Origin of the sequence: Pseudomonas sp. 51_B, from assembly GCF_017491595.1 — a bacterium.
Lineage (GTDB): Bacteria > Pseudomonadota > Gammaproteobacteria > Pseudomonadales > Pseudomonadaceae > Aquipseudomonas > Aquipseudomonas promysalinigenes.
Genome location: NZ_JAFGYW010000004.1, coordinates 139,069 through 161,367, shown reverse-complemented (window position 1 = coordinate 161,367; position 22,299 = coordinate 139,069). Strand labels below are relative to the sequence as shown.

Sequence of the window (22,299 nt, the reverse complement as noted above, 5' to 3'; positions counted from 1 at the left end):
ATTGCGCCCAACTGAGCTCAGGAACTGCACCTCGCGTTCAAGCGCTGACTTAAAAAGACCGCTGAAGTAAGACCTCAGTAGAGGTTAGGCTCCATCTCCAACGCCACCCCGAACCGCGCCAGGATATCGGCCTGAATACGCTGCGCCAGGGCATACACCTGGGCCCCGCTCGCCTGGCCGTAATTGACCAGCACCAGCGATTGCAGCCGGTGCACACCAGCATCGCCCTCACGGTAGCCTTTCCAACCCGCCTGTTCGATCAGCCAACCGGCTGCAAGCTTCACCTGGCCGTCTGCTTGCGGGTAGGCCACCACGGCGGGATATTGTTGCCGAATACGCTCGACCAGCTCAGCAGCCACCACCGGGTTCTTGAAGAAGCTCCCGGCATTGCCAAGCTCGGCCGGGTCCGGCAGCTTCTCGCGGCGAATACTGCAGATGGCATCACTGATCGCCTGGGCAGTCAGTTGCTCAACGCCCTGCTCTGCCAGGCGCTGACGCACAGGGCCGTAGTCCAAGTGCGCTTGCAAGGCATGACTCAGGACAAAACGCACCCGCAGGATCAGCCAGCGCCCTGGGTTGCGCTTGAAGACGCTGTCGCGGTAAGCAAAGGCGCAGTCGTGCAGCGTGAAGTCGCGTAGCCCACCGGTTTCGCGGTCCAGCGCAGTCAACCCGGCGAAGACATCCTTGATTTCCACACCGTAGGCACCGACGTTCTGCATCGGCGCAGCACCTACCGTGCCAGGGATCAGGCTGAGGTTTTCCAAGCCACAGTAGCCTTGCGCCAACGACCACTGTACGAATGGGTGCCAAGGTTCACCCGCTTCGGCCTCCACCACCACTCGCTCGCCGTCGTCACTCAGCAGCCGTCGCCCACGGCTGGCAATATGCAGCACCAGTGCATCGACATCGCGGGTAAGCAGCAGGTTGCTGCCACCGCCAATCACCTGCACTGGCACTTGGCGCTGGCGCGCCTGCGTCAATGCCTCGCGCACCTCGTCATCGCTATGGGCCTGGGCAAAATACCGCGCGGCAACGTCGATGCCGAACGTGTTGTAGGGCTTTAGTGAAATATGCTCCTGCCAAACCACCGTCATAGCCGCCCCTTGATTTCCACCACCAGGTCGCGACACGCCGCTTCGATCAAATCCAGCACCTGCTCGAAGCCCTCGGCACCGCCGTAGTAAGGGTCTGGCACTTCATCCAGGGCTGCACCGTAGCGGCGCAGGAACAGGTCAAGCTCGCCATTGGCATTGTGCGGGCGCATGGCGCGCAGATGGCTCAAGTTGCTTTCATCCATGGCCAGGATCAAATCGTACTCGGCGAAATGCGCCGCTTTGACTTGTTGGGCGCGCTGGCGCGACAAATCATAACCACGTGCCAGCGCCGCCTTGCAGGTGCGGCTGTCCGGGGCCTTGCCCACGTGCCAGTCACCCGTGCCGGCAGATGCCACATGCACCTGTTCAGCCAGGCCCGCCTGCTGCAATTGATGGCGCAGCACGCCTTCTGCGGTGGGCGAACGACAGATATTGCCAAGGCACACGAACAGGACACGCATCACGCCTCCAGCAAGCGCCTTACGCGCTCCAGGTCTTCGGGGGTATCGACACCCACGGCGGGTGCCTCGATGGCATCTTCGACGTGGATACGCACGCCGTGCCACAGGGCGCGCAGTTGCTCGAGGGCCTCGGTCTGCTCGAGCCAGCATGGGCCCCAACTGACGAAGTCCTGAAGGAAGCCGACACGGTAGGCATACATGCCGATATGACGGCGGTAAGGCACACCCTCGGGCAACAGATTGCGCTGGGTTGCAAAGGCATCGCGGGCCCAGGGCAGCGGCGCGCGACTGAAGCTCAGCGCCAGGCCATTCTTGTCGCTGACAACCTTGACCGCATTGGGGTTGAACACGGTCTGCGGGTCATGGATCGGCTCGGCTAGGGTCGCAATGCCCGCTTGCGGGTGGGCTGCCAAGTTATCGGCCACCTGGTCGATGATCACCGGAGGAATCAACGGCTCATCGCCCTGCACGTTGACCACGATGGCATCGGCGGGCAGCCCCAGATGAGCGGCCACCTCGGCCAGGCGGTCAGTGCCCGATTCGTGGTCGGTACGGGTCATCAGCACTTCGGCGCCGAATGCATTACAAGCATCGAAGATGCTGGCGTCGTCGGTAGCGATGACTACACGGCTGGCGCCACTCTTGCGCGCCTGCTCCCATACGTGCTGGACCATCGGTTTGCCAGCGATCGCCAGCAGCGGCTTGCCCGGCAGGCGCGTGGAACGCAGCCGCGCCGGAATGACTACAGTGAACTCCACACTCATTTGTCCAGACGCTCGTCGTCGGTCAGGGTACGGGCCTCGCTTTCCAGCATGACCGGGATGCCGTCACGGATGGGGTAGGCCAGACCCGCGCCCTTGCTGATCAGCTCGGTCTTGTCGGCGCTGAGCTTGAGCGGGCCTTTGGTAATCGGGCAGGCCAGAATATCGAGCAGTTTGGTGTCCATGAAAGGGTTCCTTTGGGCCAGGTGGCCGAAACGGTTGAGTCGCAGAAGTGAGCTCAGGGCTTGGGTAGCAGTCGCTGTAACTGGCTGTCGAACCAGGCGGTGAAGGCCGGCGTGGGCTGGGCTTCGACTGCCAGGTACCACCAGTCGTCAGCAGCGAAGGCCCGGCATTTCACCGCATCTTTTTCGGTCATCACCAGCGGCAGAGCCGGGCTGAAGGCCAGGCTTTGAGCACTGAACTGTGCATGATCGGCAAAAGGATGCGGCACCGGCTGCCAGTTTAGCCTCAGCAGGGTATTGAAGAAACGTTGCGGGTTGCCGATACCGGCCACCGCATGCAGGCGCTGCCCTGGCGGGAAATGGTCAAGCCCACGGCGTTCGCCGCTGCGCAGGTTGACCAATGCTGTAGGTTGCAACTGAAAGGCAAAACCATCGGCGCGGTCGCCATCGGCGCCGTTGTAAAGCACGGCATCGGCCTCTTGCAGGCGCTCTCTAGGTTCGCGCAAGGGGCCAGCAGGCAGGCAGCGGCCATTGCCCAGCCCGCGCGCGGCATCGATCAGCACCAGTTCAAGGTCACGGGCCAGGCGATAGTGCTGCATACCGTCATCGCACAGGATCAGGTCCAGCCGCTCGCTGGCCAACAGCGCCTGCACCGCGCCGGCGCGGTCAGGGTCAATCACCAGCGGCACGCCCGTGCGCTGAACGATCAGCAAGGGCTCGTCACCGGCTTGCTCAGCCGGCTGGTTTGCGCTCACGCGCCAAGGATAATGCGGCGGTTTGGCACCATAGCCACGGCTGACCACGCCTACCTTGATATCCTGGCGCCGGCAATGCTCGATCAACCAGAGGATCATGGGGGTCTTGCCGGTGCCTCCGACGGTGATATTGCCCACCACCACCACTGGCACAGGGGCCCGATAGCTTGGGCTTTCACCATTGAGGAATCGCGCGCGCTTGCGCATCACCACGCGGCGGTACAGCACTTCGAGCGGGCGCAGCAAAGCCAGGGCAGGATGCCCGGCGTACCAGGCGGCGAGCAAGCGATCGGCGAGCGCCATCAAGGTGTCCCCTGAGCGGCCTCGACGGTGGTCATGCGCAGGTGGCTGAAACCGAGCTTGCCGGCAGCATCCATCGCAGTGATCACGGCCTGGTGAGGGGTTTTACCATCGGCGCTGATAGCCAGCGGCAGTGTGTTGTCGCCACCGGACTCACGCTCGATTGCCTCGGTGAGAGCCGCCAGGTCACTCTTGGGCAGTAGGTGGTTGTTCACCGAATAAACACCGTCGGCACTGATGGTCACCTCCACCAGCTTGCCCTGACCGGCCGGAGGCTGCTCGGCCGTGGTGGCCTCAGGCAACTCGACGCGTAATTGGGTTTCGCGGGTGAAGGTAGTGGTGACCACGAAAAACAGCAGCAGCACGAACACCACATCGATCAGCGATGCGAGGTTGATGTCGACGTTCTCGCGCTGGCGGTTGCGCCGAAACTTCACGCCTTGCCTCCGGCCACTTCCACTTCCCGGTCGCCCTGGACCACCTCCACCAGTTTGATCGCTTCTTGCTCCATGCCCACCACCAGCTCATCGATGCGGCGAAGCAGGAAACGGTGGAAGAATACCGCCGGGATCCCCACCATCAGGCCGGCTGCGGTAGTAACCAGAGCCTTGGAGATGCCCCCGGCCAGCACAGCGGCGTTTGCGGTCATTTGCGAGCCCATGAAAGCGCTGAAGATGTCGATCATGCCCAACACGGTGCCCAGCAGGCCAAGCAGTGGCGCCATGGCGGCAATGGTGCCGAGGGTACTGATGTAGCGCTCGAGTTCGTGAATGACTCGCGAGGCGGCCTCCTCGATGCACTCTTTCATGATTTCGCGGCCATGGCGCGAGTTGGCAAGGCCTGCCGCGAGGATCTCGCCCAGTGGCGAGTCGGCGCGCAAGGCCTTGAGCTTGTCACTGGTGAGTTGCTTGTCCTTGATCCACATCCACACCTGGCCCAGCAGGTGCGGCGGGGTGACGCGGCTGGCGCGCAGAGTCCACAGACGTTCGACGACGATCGCCATGGCGGCAACGGAGCTCAGAATGATCGGCAGCATCATCCAACCACCGGACTTGACCAATTCCCACACAGTAAACGCCCCTCTGGAAAAAGGCCGCCACTCTAACATACACGCGCCGGGTGCTCATCTGCCGGAGGTCAGGGAAGTGGTACTGGGCTCAGGATGCTTGGCGCCTGGGGCGCCGAGTACCATCTGCGCGGTGCATCATGAAATGCGCCCGATTTAAAGGCGCTGGTAGTGAACGCATAAGATCTGCCAACCGCACTTCACTGCACTCGCCAAAACCTTCGCTGGCGCCCCACACTTTCGACCTCACCCTGCGCACCGAGCACCAGCCGCAACGCACCCTCCACAGCAGTGTCATGCATCACCATCCCATAGCGCCGATACCGCTCGACCACTTGTGCGTGGGGGTGCCCGAAGCTGTTGTTGCGCCCGCGCGAAATCAACACCCCATGCGGCGTAGTGGCACGGATGAACGCCTCGGTGGATGAACTGCGGCTGCCATGGTGCGGGGCCTGAAGCCAGTCGATGCGTGGCGCTTCATGGGCCTTGAGCCAGGCGCGTTCGGCGCCTGCCTCGATATCGCCGGCCAACAGCAAACGCTCACCTTGCGCCTCGACCAGTAGCACGCAGGAACGATCATTGCTGCTTTGCCCGCTTTCCCAGCGCCACAGCGAAAAATCCACGCCGTCCCAAGTCCACCGTTCACTGGACGCACAGGGCTGCACGTGTACCTCTTCCAGCGCTTCGCCACCTATCACGCGGGCCACCGGCAAGCCTTTGATGATGGCCACGGCGCCACCGGCGTGGTCCGCATGCGCGTGACTGATCAGCATCAGGTCCAGGCCCGCCACACCCAATTTACGCAGGGTGGGCAGCACTACTCGTTCCCCCAGGTCGAAATCGCCTTTGGCAGGCCCTGCGTCGTATAGCAACGTGTGATGTCGAGTACGCAGCAAAACCGCAAGGCCTTGGCCGACATCGAGCTGCCAGACCTCGACCTGCCCATGGGGCACAGGCGGCTTCGGTGCCCACAAGGCCAGTAACATGACCGCGCCCAGGCTGCGCAGCGGCACGCCGCCAGGCAGCAATAGCAGCAGCGCCCCTAGGCACACCAGCAACCAGGGCCCTAACGGTAGCGCTGGCGGCACCCATGCCGGTTGCCATGCGGCCACCCACGCAAGCAGGGCGAACAGCAGGTGCAGCGCCGCGCCCGCAAGCCATAGCAAACCCTCCCCTACCCCCGGCACTGACAACAACAAGGTCCCGAGCAAAGCCGGGGGCAACACCGCCACGCTCACCCATGGCACCGCCAGCAGGTTCGCCATCGGCGCAGTCAGACTCACCGGCAACCCTGTGGCCAACAATACCGGCAATAAACCGACGGCAATCACCCACTGCGCCCGCGTCCAGGCCTGCCAGGGGCGCCAGTTGCCAAGCCGGCCAGCGAAGCTGTAGATGAGTATCGCCACCGCCGCGAATGACAGCCAGAACCCTGGCAATAACGCAGCCAAGGGGTCGACCAGCAATACCAAGGTCAATGCCAGCAGCAAAGGCAACAGTGCCCCCAGCTGCCGAAACCGCAATCGCCATAACAGCACAACTGCCAACATCAGACAGGCGCGCTGCACCGGCACGCCGGCGCCGGCCAGCCAGCCGTAGGCCAGCGCTGCCACCAGCGCCAAGCCGCATGCCCAGGGTAACCATGGCCAACTACGCGGCCACAGGCCCCAGCGTGCCAGGCTTGCCACCAAGGCATAGAGCATGCCGGCGACCAAGCCAATGTGTTGCCCAGAAATCACCAGCAGATGCACCGTGCCAGTTGCCTGCAGCGCCTGCCACTGTTCCCGGGCAAGGCCCGCGCCGTCACCGAGCACCAAGGCTGCCAAGCCCGCTTGCTGCCCATGGGCGTCGACCCTCAGTAGCCGCTCACGTAGCGCGTCGCGCCAGTCGGGGGCCACCGCGCGGGTAAGGTCACCGGCTTTGACCGTGCCTGTGGCACCGATACGCCGGGCCAGCAACTGCGCCGCTCGATCAGGGCCATGGGGGTTGAGCAGCCCTGCCGGGCGCTGCAAGGTCGCCGCCACACGCCAAGACTCGCCAGCACGAATGGGTGGGCCATCGAACCAGCTCAATTGCAGGCGCTGCGGTAGTTCAGCGCGGCGCGAATGCGCCTGTTGCAGCTCAAAACGCACGCCCTGCGCAGTGCGCGTGGGCAAGCCAACCACCCGCCCCTCCAACCACAGCGTACGGCCGTCCAAACCTGCCTCTAGCCGGTCATTCAATGCCAGCTGTGCCGACCAGCAGGCCCAGGCTAATCCCAGCGCGAAGCAGCCCAGCGGCCAGAGCCGCGTGGGCAGGCAACAAGCCCCTGCCAGCACTAGCAACAACAGCCAACCGACCGATGGCAATACCGGGAGAAAGCCCAGGCATAACAGCCCGAGGGCGAGCGCAAACATCCCTGTGCGCATGAGTTAGAGCTCCAGAAGCGCAATAGCTCACTCATGCATAGACGAAAAGCCGGCGTGGCCCGCTAAACAATTGTCACAAACTCTAAAAGAGGCGCCACGTGAATCGAGGCATACTTCCCGAATCAACGCTCCGGGAGCCTACATGCCGCGCCGACTTTTCAAACGCTACATGCCGGACCCGAGCAGCATTCGGGAACACAAGTCTTTACGTTTTTTCGGCAAGCTGCTGCACGATCCAAACCTCTGGCACCTCAACCGCCACTCGGTGGCACGGGCCATGGGCGTAGGCCTGTTCGCGGCGTTGATCCCCATTCCCATGCAAATGCTGCTGGCTGCCGCAATGGCCATCCCGGTGCGCGGCAATCTGCCAATCGCGGTCAGCTTGGTCTGGCTGACCAACCCGCTGACAATGCCACCGGTGTTTTTCGTCACTTACATGACCGGCGCCTGGCTGATGCAGGTGCCACCGCGCAGCCTGCCTGAAGAACTGACGTTCGAATGGATCACCGACCAGCTGGCAACGGTGTGGCAACCGTTCTTGCTGGGTTCGGTGGTGTGCGCGGTGGTGCTTGGCGTGGTCGCCTGGCTCACCACCTTGCTGTACTGGCGCTGGTGGATCGGCCGGCAGTGGCGCCGGCGCAAGCAACGGGTATCAGGCGCGCATGCCGCGGCCGCTGACCAGCAGGCGAACACACAGCCCGTAAAGCACCGCAGTGGCCACCAGCATGAAGGTGATCGCCGTGCCGATACTGATATCCGACACCCCTAGGATGCCGTAGCGGAACGAGTTGACCATGTGCAACACCGGGTTGGCCAACGACACGGTCTGCCAGAACGGCGGCAACAGGTTGATCGAGTAGAACACCCCGCCCAGGTAGGTCAGTGGGGTCAGCACGAAGGTCGGGATGATCGAAATGTCGTCGAAATTACGTGCGAACACGGCGTTGACGAAGCCCAGCAACGAGAAAATGGTCGCCGTCAGGAAGACCACGACAATGGTCACGCCCAGGTGGTGCACCTGCAGGTCGGTGAAGAACATCGACAGGATGGTTACGATCACCCCCACTGCCAGCCCGCGCAGCACACCGCCCAGCACATAGCCCACCAAAATGGTGTGCGGCGATACCGGCGACACCATCAGTTCTTCGATGGAGCGCTGGAACTTACTGCCGAAGAAGCTCGACACCACATTGCCATAAGAGTTGGTGATCACCGACATCATGATCAGCCCCGGTACGATGTACTGCATGTAGGTGAAGCCACCCATGTCGCCGATCTGCCGGCCGATCAAGTTACCGAAGATCACGAAATACAGCACCATGGTGATGGCCGGTGGCAGCAGGGTCTGCGGCCAGATGCGCAAAAAGCGCCGCACTTCGCGATAGACGATGGTGTTCAGGGCGACCCAGTTGGTGCGCAGTTCCACACTCATACGGCCACCTTCGACAGGTTCTTTTCCACCAGAGACACGAACAGCTCCTCAAGTCGGTTGGTCTTGTTGCGCAGGCTTTGCACTTCGATGTTCTGCAATGCCAGTTGGCCGAACAGCGCGGTGATACCGATGTCCTTGTCCACTTGCACTTCCAGGGTATGCGGTGTCAGCAGCCGGCACGGGTAGCCCTGCAGTACTGGCGCCGAGGCCAGGTCCTGCTTGAGATCGAGGACGAAGGTTTCGACATGCAGCTTGCCCAGCAGTTGGCGCATGCTGGTGTTCTCGACGATGGTGCCATGGTCGATGATGCCGATGTTACGGCACAGCTGCTCGGCCTCCTCCAGATAATGCGTGGTGAGGATGATGGTGATGCCCTTCTGGTTGAGCTCGGTAAGGAAGCTCCACATTGATCGACGCAGCTCGATATCCACCCCGGCTGTCGGCTCGTCGAGGATCAGCAGACGTGGTTCGTGGATCAATGCGCGGGCAATCATCAAGCGGCGCTTCATGCCGCCCGACAGCGAGCGCGACTGCACATCGCGTTTGTCCCACAGGCCCAGTTGGGTCAGGTACTGCTCGGCGCGCTCCTTGGCCAGCTTGGGCGGGATGCCATAGTAGCCGGCCTGGGTCACGACGATGTCGAAGGTTTTCTCGAATTGGTTGAAGTTGAATTCCTGGGGCACCACACCCAGGCAGCGCTTGAGCGCGGAGGGCTCGCGGTCCAGGTCGTGGCCGAACACGTTTACCGTGCCAGTGGTCTTGTTCACCAAGGTGGACAGGATGCCGATGGTGGTGGACTTGCCGGCGCCGTTCGGGCCAAGCAGAGCGAAGAAATCGCCTTCGGCAACATCGAGGTCAATGCCTTTCAAGGCCTGGAAGCCGTTGCCGTAGGTCTTGGTCAGCTGCCGGATGGACAGGGCGGAACTCATAGCGGGCCACTTACCGAAGAAAAGGTGAAGGGTACGCCAGGTAAAGTCACTGGCGCAGTGAGTGCAGCCATGGTGCAAGCCCATGCCGCGCAAGTACAGTCACATCTATTGATAATGACTATCGAAGGAGGTTCAGGTGAGCGCGGTCATCACCGCAGCCTGGTAGGCCGGCCGTTGCTTGAGGCGTTCATACCAAGCTTCCAGGTGATACATGGCCGGGCGCTCGATGGGCATTTCGAACCAGGCGTAAATGAAGCTGCCCAGTGGGATGTCGCCCATGCCGATCTGGTCACCGGACAGGTACGGTTGTTTGGCCAAGGTCTGGTCAGCGATTGCCAATAATTGAGCACACTGCTTGTGCGCCGCGTTGATCGCCACCCAGTCGCGCTGGTCTTGCGCAGTGCGCAGCAGGCCCCAAAACAGCGGGCGGAACGGCGTGGCGAAGGACGAGGTGGTCCAGTCCATCCATTTGTCGGCCAGGGCGCGCTGGCGTGGGTCTTCCAGGTACCAGCCTTGGTCACCGCCGTATTCGGCACATAGGTAGCGCACAATGGTATTGGACTCCCACAAGGTCAGGTCGCCATCTTCGAGCATAGGCACCAGACCGTTGGGGTTGAGCGCCCGGTAGTGCGGTTCGTCCACCACGCCGAAGGCGCCGCCGGCATCGATCGACTCGAAGGCCAGACCCAGCTCGTGGGCGATCCACAACGCCTTGCGTACATTGCTTGAGTTCTTGCGGCCCCAGATTTTAAGCATGATGACATCCCTGAATGTACAAGAAGCAAGAGTCTAACCCTGCTACTTGCATGTTGCAGCCAAAAACACCCCCCGCGTGTGGCTCGGGCACCTGATAAAATTGCCAGTACCCACCGTGGGCAGCTGCTGATTAAATCCCTTACAGCGCCAACTCACGGGGTCAATCATGAAACAACCACGAGTAAGCACTGATGCGTCGATTCTGCATAATCACGATATGCGGGGTTGGCGTATACACGTCGTCTTCGACGCTCACAAGATCAATAATATTCGCGAGGAATTCAGCAGCGCCAGACCGCCACCCCCTGGTCAGAGAACTTTTCATATTGAACAGCCCCACAGCAGCACGCGGGAAGTGCTCGATTGCAAACTCGCCGCGCCCTCTGTGAAGTACCTGGACGACTGTATCCAGGTGAAATCACCCGTCCTGTCCTGTGTCAATGCTATCTGGACACATCCGGTGTTCGGTGGCAAGCCCAGGGCTAATCTGGACAGTGTCGTTGCATTTTGGCCTAACGAACCGCAATTCCTCTATCACGAGATTCCACTGGATGACTGCGTAGGTTACTGCGCAGGCCCCGGTAGGCCGCTAGTCCTTAAAATAGGCACACAATCAACTTTCTATTCGCAGGCCGACGGCGCAGAAACACGCGACACACAACTGGGATGGTTTTTTCGAAGCTACTTCGATGCCCTGCCGGACGCGCAACGCACTGTTGAACTTTACGAGGTCGATGCGCGCAATGAGGCAGATTGGCTACTGAAAGAAATGAATTTCCAGATTCGCAAGCACCCGCTGACGGGCTCTCACGTTCTGCAAGTATGCAGGGGTGATACCTCAGGCTCGCCACTTCCCCTGCGCGACCCCACGCCCAAGGACGAGCTAGCGGCCTACATTCATGCTAACGACGTGCCTGGCTCGACTGATGTAAACACCTTCACAGACCTCGCCGGCCTGCTATTGCCCTTGGGGTATGCGTGGTGCGACACGTTCTCCCAGGACCACGCCACTGGGGTGTACAAGGCAACCTATAAATTCTACTCCGACACCAGGGAGCCCGCTGCCGCCCCCGAGCCGTTGATCCTTCACGCCGACCCCCTGGTCGCCGCGATCAGAGCTGGCGACACTGCAAAACAGATCACTGTTAGCCCGCAAGTATCTACCGCTCTTGTCTGGGCATTGGCGGACGGAGGCCAAGGTAAGATCGCCCCCGGCCACTTCGTATGTGATTACACCCCTCCCAGCCAACCGCCAATTCACCTATCAGACAACAGCGTTTGCCAGGAACCGACTGCGACAAAAACGTCCTTTGATGAACCTGCACGGATCGAAGCGGTTCTCACGGGCAACACCTTGCTATCCCCTATTTCAACTTTCGTAGTATTGAACATGGAGCCCAATTTCTTCTTCAAGACCGAGCTGAGTCAAGGTCGTGTGAAACTGCGCTTCTGTTACATCGACAAGAAAACTAAACAAGACATTGAAGTGCCAGCCGACCGGATCAAATGGACAGTCCTGGCGGGCCAAGGCAAGGTCAGCCAGGAAGGGATATTCTCCCCAAGCCTGTTAAGTCGGTACACCGTTATCCAAGCCGAGAAGATTGACCCAGATGACTGGTACTGGGCCTATATCATCTTACCGATCCCTTTGATGACGGCCGAAGCCTTCGTAGACCAGTGGAACAAGGCCTGACTGCTCACCCTGTTGGCTTTCAAACGAACTCCTCCAGCCACACCTTGTCACTGTTCAGGTAGGCTTTGGCCGGGTAGCCGTCTAAGCTCCTGGCAAAGGTTTCGAATACCTGGTTCCATGGAGGAAAGACTATGTGGCTGTTGTGGTTGCTAGGGTTGGTGGGCGGCGCGGCGTACCTGCTGCATCGGCGCCTCGCCCCGTTGCAGATACTCGGCGTCATGGCGATCTATGTACTGATCATGGGCATTTTCAGCACCGTGCCAGGCTGGCTTTTGGCCTTGATCTGGGTGGTCCTGGCACTGAAATTCGCCCTGCTGGTGCTGCCTGACTGGCGCCGCAAAGTATTCACCGGCCCAGTGTTCGGCTGGTTCCAACGCACCCTGCCGCCCATGTCGCAAACCGAGCGCGAAGCAATCGAAGCCGGCACCGTGTGGTGGGACGGCGAACTCTTCAGCGGCCGCCCCGACTGGCGCACCTTGCTGGCCTACCCGGCACCGAAGCTGACAGAAGAAGAGCAGGCCTTCATCGACGGCCCCACGCAAGAGCTGTGCGCCATGGTCAGCGACTGGCAGATTGGCCAGGACCTGGATCTGCCTCCCCAAGCCTGGGATCACATCAAGCAGCATGGTTTTTTCGCCCTGATCATCCCCAAAGAATACGGCGGCAAAGGCTTTTCGGCCTATGCGCACTCGCAGGTGGCGATGAAACTGGCCACCCGCAGCGGGGACCTGGCTTCGACTGTGATGGTCCCAAACTCCTTGGGACCCGCCGAACTGCTGCTGCATTACGGCACCGAAGAGCAGCGCAACTACTACCTGCCACGCTTGGCCCGAGGCGACGAGATTCCCTGTTTTGCCCTGACCGGCCCACTGGCCGGCTCCGATGCAGGCGCGATGCCTGACACCGGCATCATCTGCAAAGGCCTGTGGGAAGGCGAAGAAGTGCTGGGCCTGCGCCTGAATTGGGAAAAACGCTACATCACCTTGGGCCCGGTCGCTACACTGTTGGGGCTGGCCTTCAAGGCCTACGACCCGCAACACCTGCTGGGTGACCAGGAAGAACTGGGCATCAGCCTGGCCCTGATCCCGACCGACACGCCCGGCGTCGAGATTGGCAAACGCCACTTGCCACTGGGCGCTGCGTTCATGAACGGGCCCAATAGCGGAAGAGACGTGTTTGTGCCGCTGAGTTTTCTTATTGGCGGCCAGGCCATGCTCGGCAAGGGCTGGATGATGCTGATGAACTGCCTTTCGGTAGGCCGCTCTATTTCATTGCCCGCAGTGGGCACTGGCGCTGCCAAGTACACCAGCCTGGTAACCGGCCAGTATGCCAACATCCGCGAGCAGTTTAATGTGCCGCTGGCCGCGTTCGAAGGCATTCAGGAGTCGCTGGCACGCATCGGCGGCAACGCCTGGCTGATGGACAGCGCCCGTCTGCTGACCGCCAAGGCTGTAGACTTGGGCGAGAAGCCTTCGGTGCTATCGGCAATCCTCAAATACCACCTGACCGAACGCGGTCGGGAATGCATCCAGCATGCCATGGACGTGCACGGCGGCAAGGCTATTATCATGGGGCCGAACAACTACCTGGGCCGAAACTGGCAAGGGGCGCCAATCTTTATCACGGTCGAAGGCGCAAATATCCTTTCGCGTAACCTGATGATCTTCGGCCAGGGTGCTATCCGCTGCCACCCGTTCGTGCTGAAGGAAATGGCCCTGGCCGGGCGTGAGGATCAGGGGCAGGCACTGAAAGCATTCGACGAACTGCTGATCGAACATATCATGTTCGCAGCTGGCAATGCGGCCAGCACGCTAGTATTCAACCTCGGACTCGGCCGTTTGGAAGCCGTTCCTGGCGATGCCTTGAGCCAAGGTTACTTCCGTGCCCTCAATCGCCAGGCTGCGGCCTTTGCCCTGCTGGCCGACCTGTCGATGCTGCTGCTGGGTGGCACGCTCAAGCGCCGCGAACGCCTGAGTGCACGCCTGGGCGATGTGCTGAGCTACCTATACCTATCCAGTGCCGCGCTCAAACGCTACCACGATCTGGGCTCGCCCAAGCACATGCAACCTCTGCTACGTTGGGCCCTGGAAGAAAGCCTGGGGCAGGCGGAGAAGGCTTTGGATAGGCTGCTAGATAACTTCCCCAACCGCCTGGTCGGCTGTGCACTTCGCGTGCTTGTATTCCCCTTCGGCCGCCGTCATACCGGGCCGAGCGACGAACTGGATGCCGAAGTAGCGGCGCTGATTGGCCGCAGGAAGGGCGATCCGGCTCTGGAAGAACTACTTGCAGGCTGCTTCCGCCCGCAGGCCGATGGCGATCCAGTGGCTGCACTGCAACGGGCCACCGAGTTGCTGAATGAGGCAGCTCCGCTGCATAAAACGCTATACCAGGCTGTCAAAGAAGGCAGGGTGCAGCCTGCACCTGGGGAGTCGCTGATCGATGCGGCGGTGCAAAGCGGTGCGCTGCAGCCTGATGACGGGCAGCGGTTACACGAGGCAGAGCACGCCCGCCGCGCAGTGATCGATGTGGACGCCTTCGACAAGGCGCAGTTGCTGCCCGAACCTGGCAAGGTGCGCTGAGCAAGGGGGGCGTTTTGCGGCCCCCTGCGTAACCCGCGTATACTCCGCCCCCGTTTCGATCACCCCCGAGGACTGCCCATGGCCAACCCACACCTGGAGTATCACCTACAACTGCTGAACCATCTGCGCACTATCCTGGTTGCGCTAGGCGATGCTGAGCAGGTCCCGGAGGAAAGCCACGCCCTGTTCCTCGAGCGCTTCGACGAATTGCTGACCTTGCTGCCGCAAAACCCATTGGAAAGCCAATACCTGGGCCAGGACCTGATCTGCCAGGTCATCCAGCGTTATCCGCAAATCGCTCACCTGGTACCGCGCGACCTGCTGTGGTTCTTTGGTGGAGACTGCTTGCACTACATGCCTGACGAGGAGCTCGACCTCTATCAACGCCTCGAAGAACGCCGCTACGAGGCAGAGCAGAACGATGAGCCTTTCGACTGGCATCAGGAGAAGCAACTGCTCTCCCTGCCGGATGACTCTGCCAACCACTGACCGCCTTGACAGTCGCGCCTGATTCCAGGCGCGATTCGACGCCGCGAGCCATCGCAAAGCCCCGCCTTCAAGTTGATTCGCCTTACAGACGCTCAGGGCCACCGCGCCTAATCTGCACGCGTCCCTGTGACTGCTGAGCAGCTGTCCAGGGCTGAAAATGAGCCCATCATCAATAACGATGATCGCGCCCTTCAACTGACCATCGGGTATCACCAATGAAGAAAACCTTGATCGCCCTCGGCCTGGCCGCGGCCGCGAGCACCGCCCATGCCTTGCCGGACACCGGCACCATCCTGTTCACCGGCAAAGTCACCGGTAACACCTGCTCCATCGAGATTGTAGACCCTAGCAACGGTGCGATACTGAACCCGATCACGCTGCCGGATGGAGATGCCTCTAAGCTCACAGGGGCTGTTGGCAACGAGTCGGGGGCTCTGCGCTTTGGCATCAGCATCACCGCCGGCGCCAGTTGCGACCCAACAGGCATGAAAGGTGTCGTGTCCTTTTCCGGCATCGATGGCCCTGCGGGCACCGGCGATACTCTGCACGCACTGCACGCTGGCAGCGCCGCTGGGGTAGCGTTGGCAATCAAAGACGAGAACCGCACAATCATCCCTTGGGGGGCTGAATCCAAGGAGTATGACCTGGCGGACACTGGCAAAAGCACGATGGTGTTCTACGCCAACCTGCGCGCGACCGCAGCCACTGTCAGCGCAGGGCCAGTTAACGCGACGGTTCCTTTCGTGTTCGATCTGAAATAGCACCCAGGCCGCGCCGTGCACTGCGCGGCCCCTTCTCCACACCACCTGTACAGATCATGTCTAACTCCGGATACCAACGCCTTCGACGCGCCCTACTCCCTTTGTGCCTGGCCCTTTCACTGCCAGCTGCCGAAGCCGCTCTCACCATCAACGCCACCCGGATCATTCACCCCAGCGACGCTCGCAGTTCATCAGTGGTGGTCGCCAACCCGACCAAAAGGCTTTTTGCCGTGCAGACATGGGTCAACACCCAGTCAGATGATACGCTCACGGCCGTACCCCTGGTCCCCACTCCCGTACTGTTCCGCCTGCCCCCTGGCAAAGAACAGCTTGTGCAGATCAACCGACTTCCCAACGACCTGCCGCAAGACCGTGAGTCGCTGTTCTTCTTCAATGTACAGGAAATCCCTCAGCAGGGAACGTCCGGACAGAACCAACTGAATATCGCCATGCGCACTCGCATCAAGCTGTTCTACCGGCCTAGCCAACTCAAGGGTCTGCCGCAGGATAGCGTCGAGCAACTGAGCTGGTTCCTGCAGCAACGTGATGGCAACCTGTATCTGGTGGTCGATAACCCGACGCCCTTTCACTTCACGTTCGACCGACTGGAAGTCAGTGGCGCAGGGGAATCTGAAAAGCCCAGCACCATGGCCATGGCACTGCCGTTCGCCCAACAGTCCTATCGCCTGACGCAAGTACGCAGGGTGCATGGGCTTCAAGTGACCTTCAATACCCTGAACGACTATGGCGTCTCTACCGCCATCATGCAGCAGCCTTTGACGCTCAAGCCCGCAGAGTGATCGCGAGAATCACGAAATTCGGCAACGCCGGCCAGGTGCGGCCGGCGTCGTAACTGACCTTCACCTCGACATAGAAGTCTTGATTCAGCTGCAAGCCACGCAGGAACGCAAGCGGCAGCGTTACATCACCGGCTGCACCGAGCCCGGACGCCAATTCACTCTGGGTAACCGCATGATTGTGCATGACCTGCAGCCTACTACTCGAGCCGTCGCTAGACACCCCGTTCACTTCGATACGGACCCACTGATCCTCGGTGATCAACTTCCAGGGCGCCAGAGTGATTGTCAGATCTCGCACCTGATCCTTCAAACTCAACGTTCTACCGTCCACACCCGAAAGCTGTGGAATACTCAAGCGCGAGGGCGGTATCGGCTCTACCTTGACCCGCCTCACAGCCGACCACCATCGGCCGTCGCTTCCTTCTACCGCATAACGCAGCGGGACTGTCTTGCCACTTAGTGCAACCACATTACGCTCGGCAACGCGATAGCTGCTCACCCCCTCTACACCTGGCAACGACTGCTCACCGAACAGCCCGGGAGCCCACTCCACCGTGAACGGCTCGCCCGGATAGATGACCGCAGTTTCAGGTACACGTATTTCCAGAGGCTCATCAATGTCCTCAAGCATCAAAGTCACCGTCTCCTGACTACCAGGCGCCAGCACCACCACGGGCATGGGAAGTGCCCGCGGCACCGGTTTGGCATCGACAGTAACGGCCTTGGGTACGGCCGTCTGACTTTCGTTTCCGGCACGATCACGCACCAGATATTGCGCGTAGCGGCCACCATCACCGCGCCCCCGGATCACCCGGCCGTCATACTCGATGATCACGGGCTTGCCGGCATCCACACTGGTCAAAGTAAGTTCGCCTACCTGGGTGTTGTCCAGAGGCTCATCGTCCCAGTAGTACACGATGGTATCGCCCGGCATGAACACACGGTAGTCCGGTAGCTGCGCGCGCAATACTTCGTCATGATCCTTGAGAAATTTGTCTGTCACCGGCTGCGAGCCCAGGTCTGGAAACTCCAGGCGCCCTCTGTCTCCTCCCAGAACAGGCGCGGTGCGGTCAATAGTCAAGGTCAGGGGCTTTGAATCGGTTGTCGTGCCGTTGTAGCTTGCCACACAGTAGCTAACCTTGAATTCACCCTCTTTGAGCAATGAGTCGGCCGGCACATCGATGAATCGCTCATCGGGATCAATGGCCGCATACCAAGTCTTTTCACCGACCAATTCGCCATCCCAGTACAGGGAGAGGGTTTCTGGATGTGTCGGCCCCGGCCGGGATATCGGCCACTGCGGCACTTCTATGCGCAAGGGCTTGTTGATGTGTGCAACGGGCAATAACCCCGGCTCGCCATCGGGAATGTCGGGCAGCGCAACCGGTGCCGACGGAGCGTCAAGGACTTCGTCATTACGTGTTGAACCCACTGGCATGATGCTTTCCTCCAGGACCGAAAACACCAAGGGCGAGCTTTCGCTCGCCCTTGGCCCCCATCACCAGCGATAACTCACGCCGATATTCGCACCCCACGGCTGCTCTATTTGCTGACCATTGCTGTAGTCGAAATCAGCATGCATCTGCAGGCGTTCGCCCAGCGCCACCGCAATCCCAACTCCCAGTTCACCTCGCGAACCGGCCAGGTCATTGTCGAAGCGGTGATCATTGACTTTCACCTGGTTATTGCTCACGAACTCATGGGCATACGCGGCGCGGACGTAGGGCTGGGCAAAACGCCCCTGTCCCAGATCGAAGGTACGCCCCAGCGTGGCACCAGCCTTGCCAAGCAACGACCTGGTGTCGTCACCCTGCGCCTTGAGGCCATTGTCCAGGTGGTAATCCTTGCCCGCGATGCTCACTGCCGACCACTGAGTATAAGGCTCGACGAAGTAACCATCACCCAAGGCGATATGGCGGCCAAACTCTACAGTCCCACCGACGCCCAGGTTGTCATAGCTGCCCTTGGCACGTTCGCCGTCGCTCAACGTGACTTTCGAGTCGTTGTCGAAGCGGTTGAGTTTGACCACGCTATCGAAGTAGTAGCCACTATTTGCATCCAGCCAAGTGGCATACAGGCCGAGGTAGGCGCTTTTGACTTCAGCAGAACCGCCCCGGGTCAGGTTGAGGTCAGAAGAACTGTGCCCGGCCATGACACCGGCCAGCCACTGCCCATCACCCCAAGGCAGAGGCGTGTCGGCCCCAAGGGAAAAGCCTTGTTGCGTCTGCTTGTAACCTGATTGGCCGTTGACGTTGTACTGGTTGCCGTAGGCTCTGGCCCAGGCGCCAGCCTTGCGCTGGTCCAGGCGCAATTCGCCCATGCGCCCACGCAAGGTGGTCAACTCACCGTACCAGATCGTCGGCGCAGTATTGAACAGCGCCAGTACCGATGCAGTGCCTGGGCTGATGACTTTGCTGGAGCCATCCAGGAACCAATCGTTGCCGCGCTGCGCCAAGGCATAGGAAAACGCGCCAAGGTCGACTGACCCGTTGACCAATGAGAACGAAGCATCGCCACTGTCAACGTGAACCAGGTGCAACGAATTCGGTGCGGTCGGCTCGGCACCGCTGCTACCGACCAGCAAGCTATGGTTACCAGTGGCATTGCCGGTCACTTCAAGGAAATCGGTCTGCCCGGTAGCGAAGTCGGCGTCCATGATGAATGTGCCGTTGCCCGACAATTCCCCCAGGGTCAAACGTTGATACTGATTGGCTTCGCCAAAGCGTACCTCACCGCCGTTCATCTGCAGCTTGCCAACCTGACTGTCCTCGACCATGGTCCAACGGCCCTGATTGGCAAGCGTCAGGGTGGCAACGTTTTCCAGGCGACCGGTAAGACTGGCATGGTTGTCCAGGCTCACGTTCGCAGTCGAGCCCGCTTCGGCACGTATGTCACCCACCAGCTGGGCGCTGTCGACGCTAAAGTTTGCCGTGGAATCGCCCAATACCTCCAAGAGGATGCCATTACTGCCCTTGAGGGTTGACCCCGCACCCACAAGGATATTGGCGCTCGCTGGCCCCAGGAACGTATCACCCACAACGATGGCCGAGCCGTCCAGGCCTTCGACTTCAGTTCCGACCAGGCTAACCTTGGCCGCACTGGCAACATCTGGGTCGGCAAGAATCTCCAGACCGGTACGGGCCCCTCGAATGGTGCTACCGCTAGCACTCAGGCTAGCGTCGCCGAACATTTGTACCGCCCCTGAGCTGCCATTGCTGACCAGCGTGCTGTTTTCCAGCACCAGTTTAGAGCCAGCGCTCAACGAAGCGCCGCCACGTCCCCCCTCGATACGGCTGTCACTGACCGTCACCGTCGAGCCCACACTGCCTTGGCGAGCAAGGCGCAAACCGAACAGGTCAGCGCGTATGGAGCTATTACCGCTGATGGTCCCGTTCGCCGAAATGAGTGTCACGCCCTCCGATGATCCGCCATCGACAGTAGTGCCCTGCAGGTTCAACCCACTGCCTGTGTTTGCCCTGATGCGCTGGGTGGTGGCGCCCGTGGCATTCAGTTGCCCGCCTGGATTGACCAAGTAACTGTCAGAGGCGGTCGAGGCATCGATGTTCAGTTCGCCATCAACTGTGGTTTGCGCCCAAGCCGGTGCGGTGCAAAGTAGCAACAAGGGTGCTCTGAGGCTGCGTGTTACAACATTAAGAGTGAAACTAGGAATCGACTTCATAAGTAAGGCTTGCCTGTAAGAAATGCGAAAAACGGCGCATGGGACGAAGGCTCGCAAAACTACAAAGAAACGGCATCGGGATATGTAGGAAAAGTCGACAAGCGCCAAGCGGCCGACCCTTCCTCTAATCCTCAGGGCCTCAACGGACAAGAGCCTGAAGCATCGTGCATTGACACCACTTGCTCCTCGACTTCCGATTTATACGTGCGACCATCTTTCACGAACTCATACCAGACCCTCCCTCGCCCATCGTGGTCAGGCGGTGCGGCGTGAAAAATCGGCAGGATATGATCTGCATAAGGCTGAACACGCCAAATGAAACCTTTGCTATTGCTCGCTGTAAGGGTGATTTCTTCTTCCAGATCCACTCCATCTACCGGGACATCGCCCACAAAGCCTTGAACGGCAGTCCAGCATAGCTTCACCGTGTCACCCACTTTAAGCCCATATTCCGTCAGGTCTGGTACTTGAACACGGATTGCGGGGTCAAGCGGGCTAGGATTAGCATCATCGTAAAGTGCACTGCAGGTTAGCCAGCCAATAGGGGCACTGGTGTTGCCGCCCAGGAATTCTGGTTGTACCGGGTGAATGTCAATGGCCGTCACTTCTACATCGGCGCTCTGGGACGATACAACGTTCGGGTTGCGCGGTCGGGTTACCGTGTAGTGGACCGCAACGGTACCGTTGCCCCTGGCTGCGATGGCCGCCCATGGCACCTCTAACTCCAATTCATCATCGATATCACCGCTCTCCAATTCATAGTCCAACGTGTCGAGATGGGCGTCGTCCCAATAGAACGTGAGCTGATCATCCTCCTGCAATGAATCATGGATATGCACAAGCAAGCGCGCATCTTCAAATTCATCCTCAGGAAGCAATGTGTTCTCGGTGTCAGAAACTTTGCCGTAAACAGCAGCAAGCGGCAGTCGTGGGTTCACCGGGTCCGGCCATTCCGGATCAGGGCCGGGGCCAGGGTCGACAGGGCCAACTCGCTCGAGATTGACCATGACCTCGATGTCCATTCCCCCTTGAGGCACGGTGCCCCTGCGCACTTCATAGCCAACTGTGACGGCGACCTCACCCGTGCTGCTGGCACCGTAGCTGTCCCAGACATCTTTCGCTGTCATCCGAAAGTCCATCGGAAATGTCTTGAGGTTACCCACTTCGCGCCATTCGGACGCAACGCCGTCCCAAATCACCCGCACCTCGTCGGTGGGCTTGGCGTTATCGAAGGCCTGCACTTGCACGACGACACCCTCGAATACATCCTGCTGATCGATCACGCCATCATCAGCGGCCGCCACCAGCGGGGGCTGCAAATTTGCAGGTAACGGGCCTATGGCAACCCCCACCTCCTGCGGGAGCGAAATTCGGCTGACATTGCCCGCCTTGTCGCTTAATACGTAGAGCGCCCATACACCGCCGTCACCTACCCCCTCAATGACGCTGGCAGGCACAGATATCTCCTGCGGCAATACCCCCACCGCAACGGAGCCGGTAGGGGTGATGTCGTCACCCGGTTCCGGTTTTTCTTTGAGCCAGAGCCAGTGCACTTCGTCGCCGTCGGCCCGATCCGCATAAACGGGCAACGTAAGCTTTACCGAAGCTTTATTGGCATCAGTGATATCGGGAATAGGCGGGAATAGCAAAGGCGTGGCTTTATCGTACGGGGGTTTTCGGTCAAATCTAAGTGTCAAATCATCTGACACATCATGAGAACTGTTGTAGGTGAGTACCTCGTACCGAAAGGTGTTGTCGCCATCTGTCCACCCGTCCAGCTGCGCGCGATCAAATGTGATCGACAGTGGAAAATCAGCGGCATCATCACGGTTATACTGCTCCTCGAGAACAGTCTTGCCGGTTTGCACATGTGTGACAGTCAGCGTGTCAAACATGGTAGGTGGCGCCATGGAAGCCCAGGCAGGAATGGTAATCTGAAATACCTTACTATCATCTTCCAGGTATTCGACCTTGACTGTATTATCGGCAGGGTCAGCAATCAAAGCTGCGTCTACGCCCGGAGCGGCTAACTCTTGTGGCTGAGCATATTGAACTCGAATCGAGCGCAGCTTGGGCTGGCCCTTTTTCACTGCAGGTCGTTTACCCGATGAATCACTCATTGCGAGATCTCCTGTTAGTCGGCGAAAGCACTGT

General features: G+C 60.1%; 20 protein-coding genes. 6 read left to right on the top strand and 14 right to left on the bottom strand.

Annotation, left to right across the window (positions count from 1 at the left end):
• Positions 1-74: 74 nt before the first annotated feature.
• The 8 genes from murB to J5M56_RS07280 form a co-directional block, all read right to left on the bottom strand.
• Entirely contained in the window at positions 75-1,094 is a 1,020-nt protein-coding gene (gene murB, locus J5M56_RS07315; protein WP_207936247.1) for a UDP-N-acetylmuramate dehydrogenase, read from the bottom strand.
• Complete coding sequence (locus J5M56_RS07310) at positions 1,091-1,555, bottom strand: low molecular weight protein-tyrosine-phosphatase (protein WP_060478215.1); 465 nt, start codon at positions 1,553-1,555, stop codon at positions 1,091-1,093. Before J5M56_RS07310 ends, murB begins: the two co-directional genes overlap by 4 nt.
• Entirely contained in the window at positions 1,555-2,319 is a 765-nt protein-coding gene (kdsB, locus tag J5M56_RS07305; RefSeq protein WP_207936243.1) for a 3-deoxy-manno-octulosonate cytidylyltransferase, read from the bottom strand. The genes J5M56_RS07310 and kdsB overlap by 1 nt, the downstream gene beginning before the upstream one ends.
• Positions 2,316-2,501 (bottom strand): Trm112 family protein, encoded by a 186-nt coding sequence (locus J5M56_RS07300; RefSeq protein WP_003247142.1) that lies wholly within the window; start codon positions 2,499-2,501, stop codon positions 2,316-2,318. Before J5M56_RS07300 ends, kdsB begins: the two co-directional genes overlap by 4 nt.
• Positions 2,502-2,554: 53 nt before the next feature.
• Positions 2,555-3,556: a tetraacyldisaccharide 4'-kinase gene (gene lpxK, locus J5M56_RS07295; RefSeq protein ID WP_186476659.1), complete on the bottom strand. Its 1,002-nt coding sequence runs from the start codon at positions 3,554-3,556 to the stop codon at positions 2,555-2,557.
• Positions 3,556-3,990 carry a biopolymer transporter ExbD gene (locus J5M56_RS07290; protein WP_207936241.1) on the bottom strand — a complete coding sequence of 145 codons (435 nt, stop codon included), beginning with the start codon at positions 3,988-3,990 and terminating at the stop codon, positions 3,556-3,558. The genes lpxK and J5M56_RS07290 overlap by 1 nt, the downstream gene beginning before the upstream one ends.
• Complete coding sequence (locus J5M56_RS07285) at positions 3,987-4,622, bottom strand: MotA/TolQ/ExbB proton channel family protein (RefSeq protein ID WP_186476657.1); 636 nt, start codon at positions 4,620-4,622, stop codon at positions 3,987-3,989. The genes J5M56_RS07290 and J5M56_RS07285 overlap by 4 nt, the downstream gene beginning before the upstream one ends.
• Before the next feature lie 197 nt (positions 4,623-4,819).
• The gene (locus J5M56_RS07280) at positions 4,820-7,027 is read right to left on the bottom strand and encodes a DNA internalization-related competence protein ComEC/Rec2 (protein ID WP_207936238.1); all 2,208 of its coding nucleotides are present in this window, start codon (positions 7,025-7,027) and stop codon (positions 4,820-4,822) included.
• 142 nt (positions 7,028-7,169) lie between these two features.
• Here J5M56_RS07280 and J5M56_RS07275 point away from each other — a divergent pair, with 142 nt between their 5' ends.
• On the top strand, positions 7,170-7,796 hold the full coding sequence (locus tag J5M56_RS07275) for a DUF2062 domain-containing protein (RefSeq protein ID WP_155500265.1): 627 nt from the start codon (positions 7,170-7,172) through the stop codon (positions 7,794-7,796).
• Here the strand turns inward: J5M56_RS07275 and J5M56_RS07270 are convergent.
• The 3 genes from J5M56_RS07270 to J5M56_RS07260 form a co-directional block, all read right to left on the bottom strand.
• On the bottom strand, positions 7,680-8,459 hold the full coding sequence (locus J5M56_RS07270; RefSeq protein ID WP_060478209.1) for an ABC transporter permease: 780 nt from the start codon (positions 8,457-8,459) through the stop codon (positions 7,680-7,682). The two genes, J5M56_RS07275 and J5M56_RS07270, sit on opposite strands and share 117 nt — an antisense overlap.
• Positions 8,456-9,388: an ABC transporter ATP-binding protein gene (locus J5M56_RS07265; protein ID WP_060478265.1), complete on the bottom strand. Its 933-nt coding sequence runs from the start codon at positions 9,386-9,388 to the stop codon at positions 8,456-8,458. The genes J5M56_RS07270 and J5M56_RS07265 overlap by 4 nt, the downstream gene beginning before the upstream one ends.
• Positions 9,389-9,520: 132 nt before the next feature.
• Positions 9,521-10,144, bottom strand: a complete 624-nt coding sequence (locus tag J5M56_RS07260) for a glutathione S-transferase (RefSeq protein WP_186476655.1) — start codon at positions 10,142-10,144, stop codon at positions 9,521-9,523.
• Positions 10,145-10,310: 166 nt separating this feature from the next.
• On the opposite strand from J5M56_RS07260, the gene J5M56_RS07255 reads away from it, so the two are divergent.
• From J5M56_RS07255 to J5M56_RS07235, 5 genes are all read left to right on the top strand, one after another.
• Positions 10,311-11,837 (top strand): hypothetical protein, encoded by a 1,527-nt coding sequence (locus tag J5M56_RS07255; RefSeq protein WP_207936235.1) that lies wholly within the window; start codon positions 10,311-10,313, stop codon positions 11,835-11,837.
• Positions 11,838-11,968: 131 nt separating this feature from the next.
• Entirely contained in the window at positions 11,969-14,416 is a 2,448-nt protein-coding gene (locus J5M56_RS07250; protein WP_207936233.1) for an acyl-CoA dehydrogenase, read from the top strand.
• A 78-nt stretch (positions 14,417-14,494) separates the two neighbouring features.
• Positions 14,495-14,905, top strand: a complete 411-nt coding sequence (locus J5M56_RS07245; RefSeq protein WP_186476652.1) for a PA2817 family protein — start codon at positions 14,495-14,497, stop codon at positions 14,903-14,905.
• A 215-nt stretch (positions 14,906-15,120) separates the two neighbouring features.
• Complete coding sequence (locus tag J5M56_RS07240; protein WP_186476651.1) at positions 15,121-15,666, top strand: fimbrial protein; 546 nt, start codon at positions 15,121-15,123, stop codon at positions 15,664-15,666.
• A gap of 56 nt (positions 15,667-15,722) precedes the next feature.
• Positions 15,723-16,466: a molecular chaperone gene (locus J5M56_RS07235; RefSeq protein ID WP_186476650.1), complete on the top strand. Its 744-nt coding sequence runs from the start codon at positions 15,723-15,725 to the stop codon at positions 16,464-16,466.
• On the opposite strand, the gene J5M56_RS07230 is transcribed toward J5M56_RS07235, so the two are convergent.
• The 3 genes from J5M56_RS07230 to J5M56_RS07220 all read right to left on the bottom strand — a co-directional run bounded on the left by J5M56_RS07230 (position 16,450) and on the right by J5M56_RS07220 (position 22,265).
• Positions 16,450-17,904, bottom strand: coding sequence for a hypothetical protein (locus tag J5M56_RS07230; protein WP_186476649.1), 1,455 nt, complete (start codon positions 17,902-17,904; stop codon positions 16,450-16,452). The genes J5M56_RS07235 and J5M56_RS07230 overlap by 17 nt on opposite strands.
• 60 nt (positions 17,905-17,964) lie before the next feature.
• A complete protein-coding gene (locus J5M56_RS07225; RefSeq protein WP_207936227.1) occupies positions 17,965-20,145 on the bottom strand; it encodes an autotransporter outer membrane beta-barrel domain-containing protein in 2,181 nt (726 codons plus the stop codon).
• Between the two features lie 131 nt (positions 20,146-20,276).
• Positions 20,277-22,265, bottom strand: a complete 1,989-nt coding sequence (locus J5M56_RS07220) for a hypothetical protein (protein ID WP_207936225.1) — start codon at positions 22,263-22,265, stop codon at positions 20,277-20,279.
• Between the last annotated feature and the right edge of the window lie 34 nt (positions 22,266-22,299).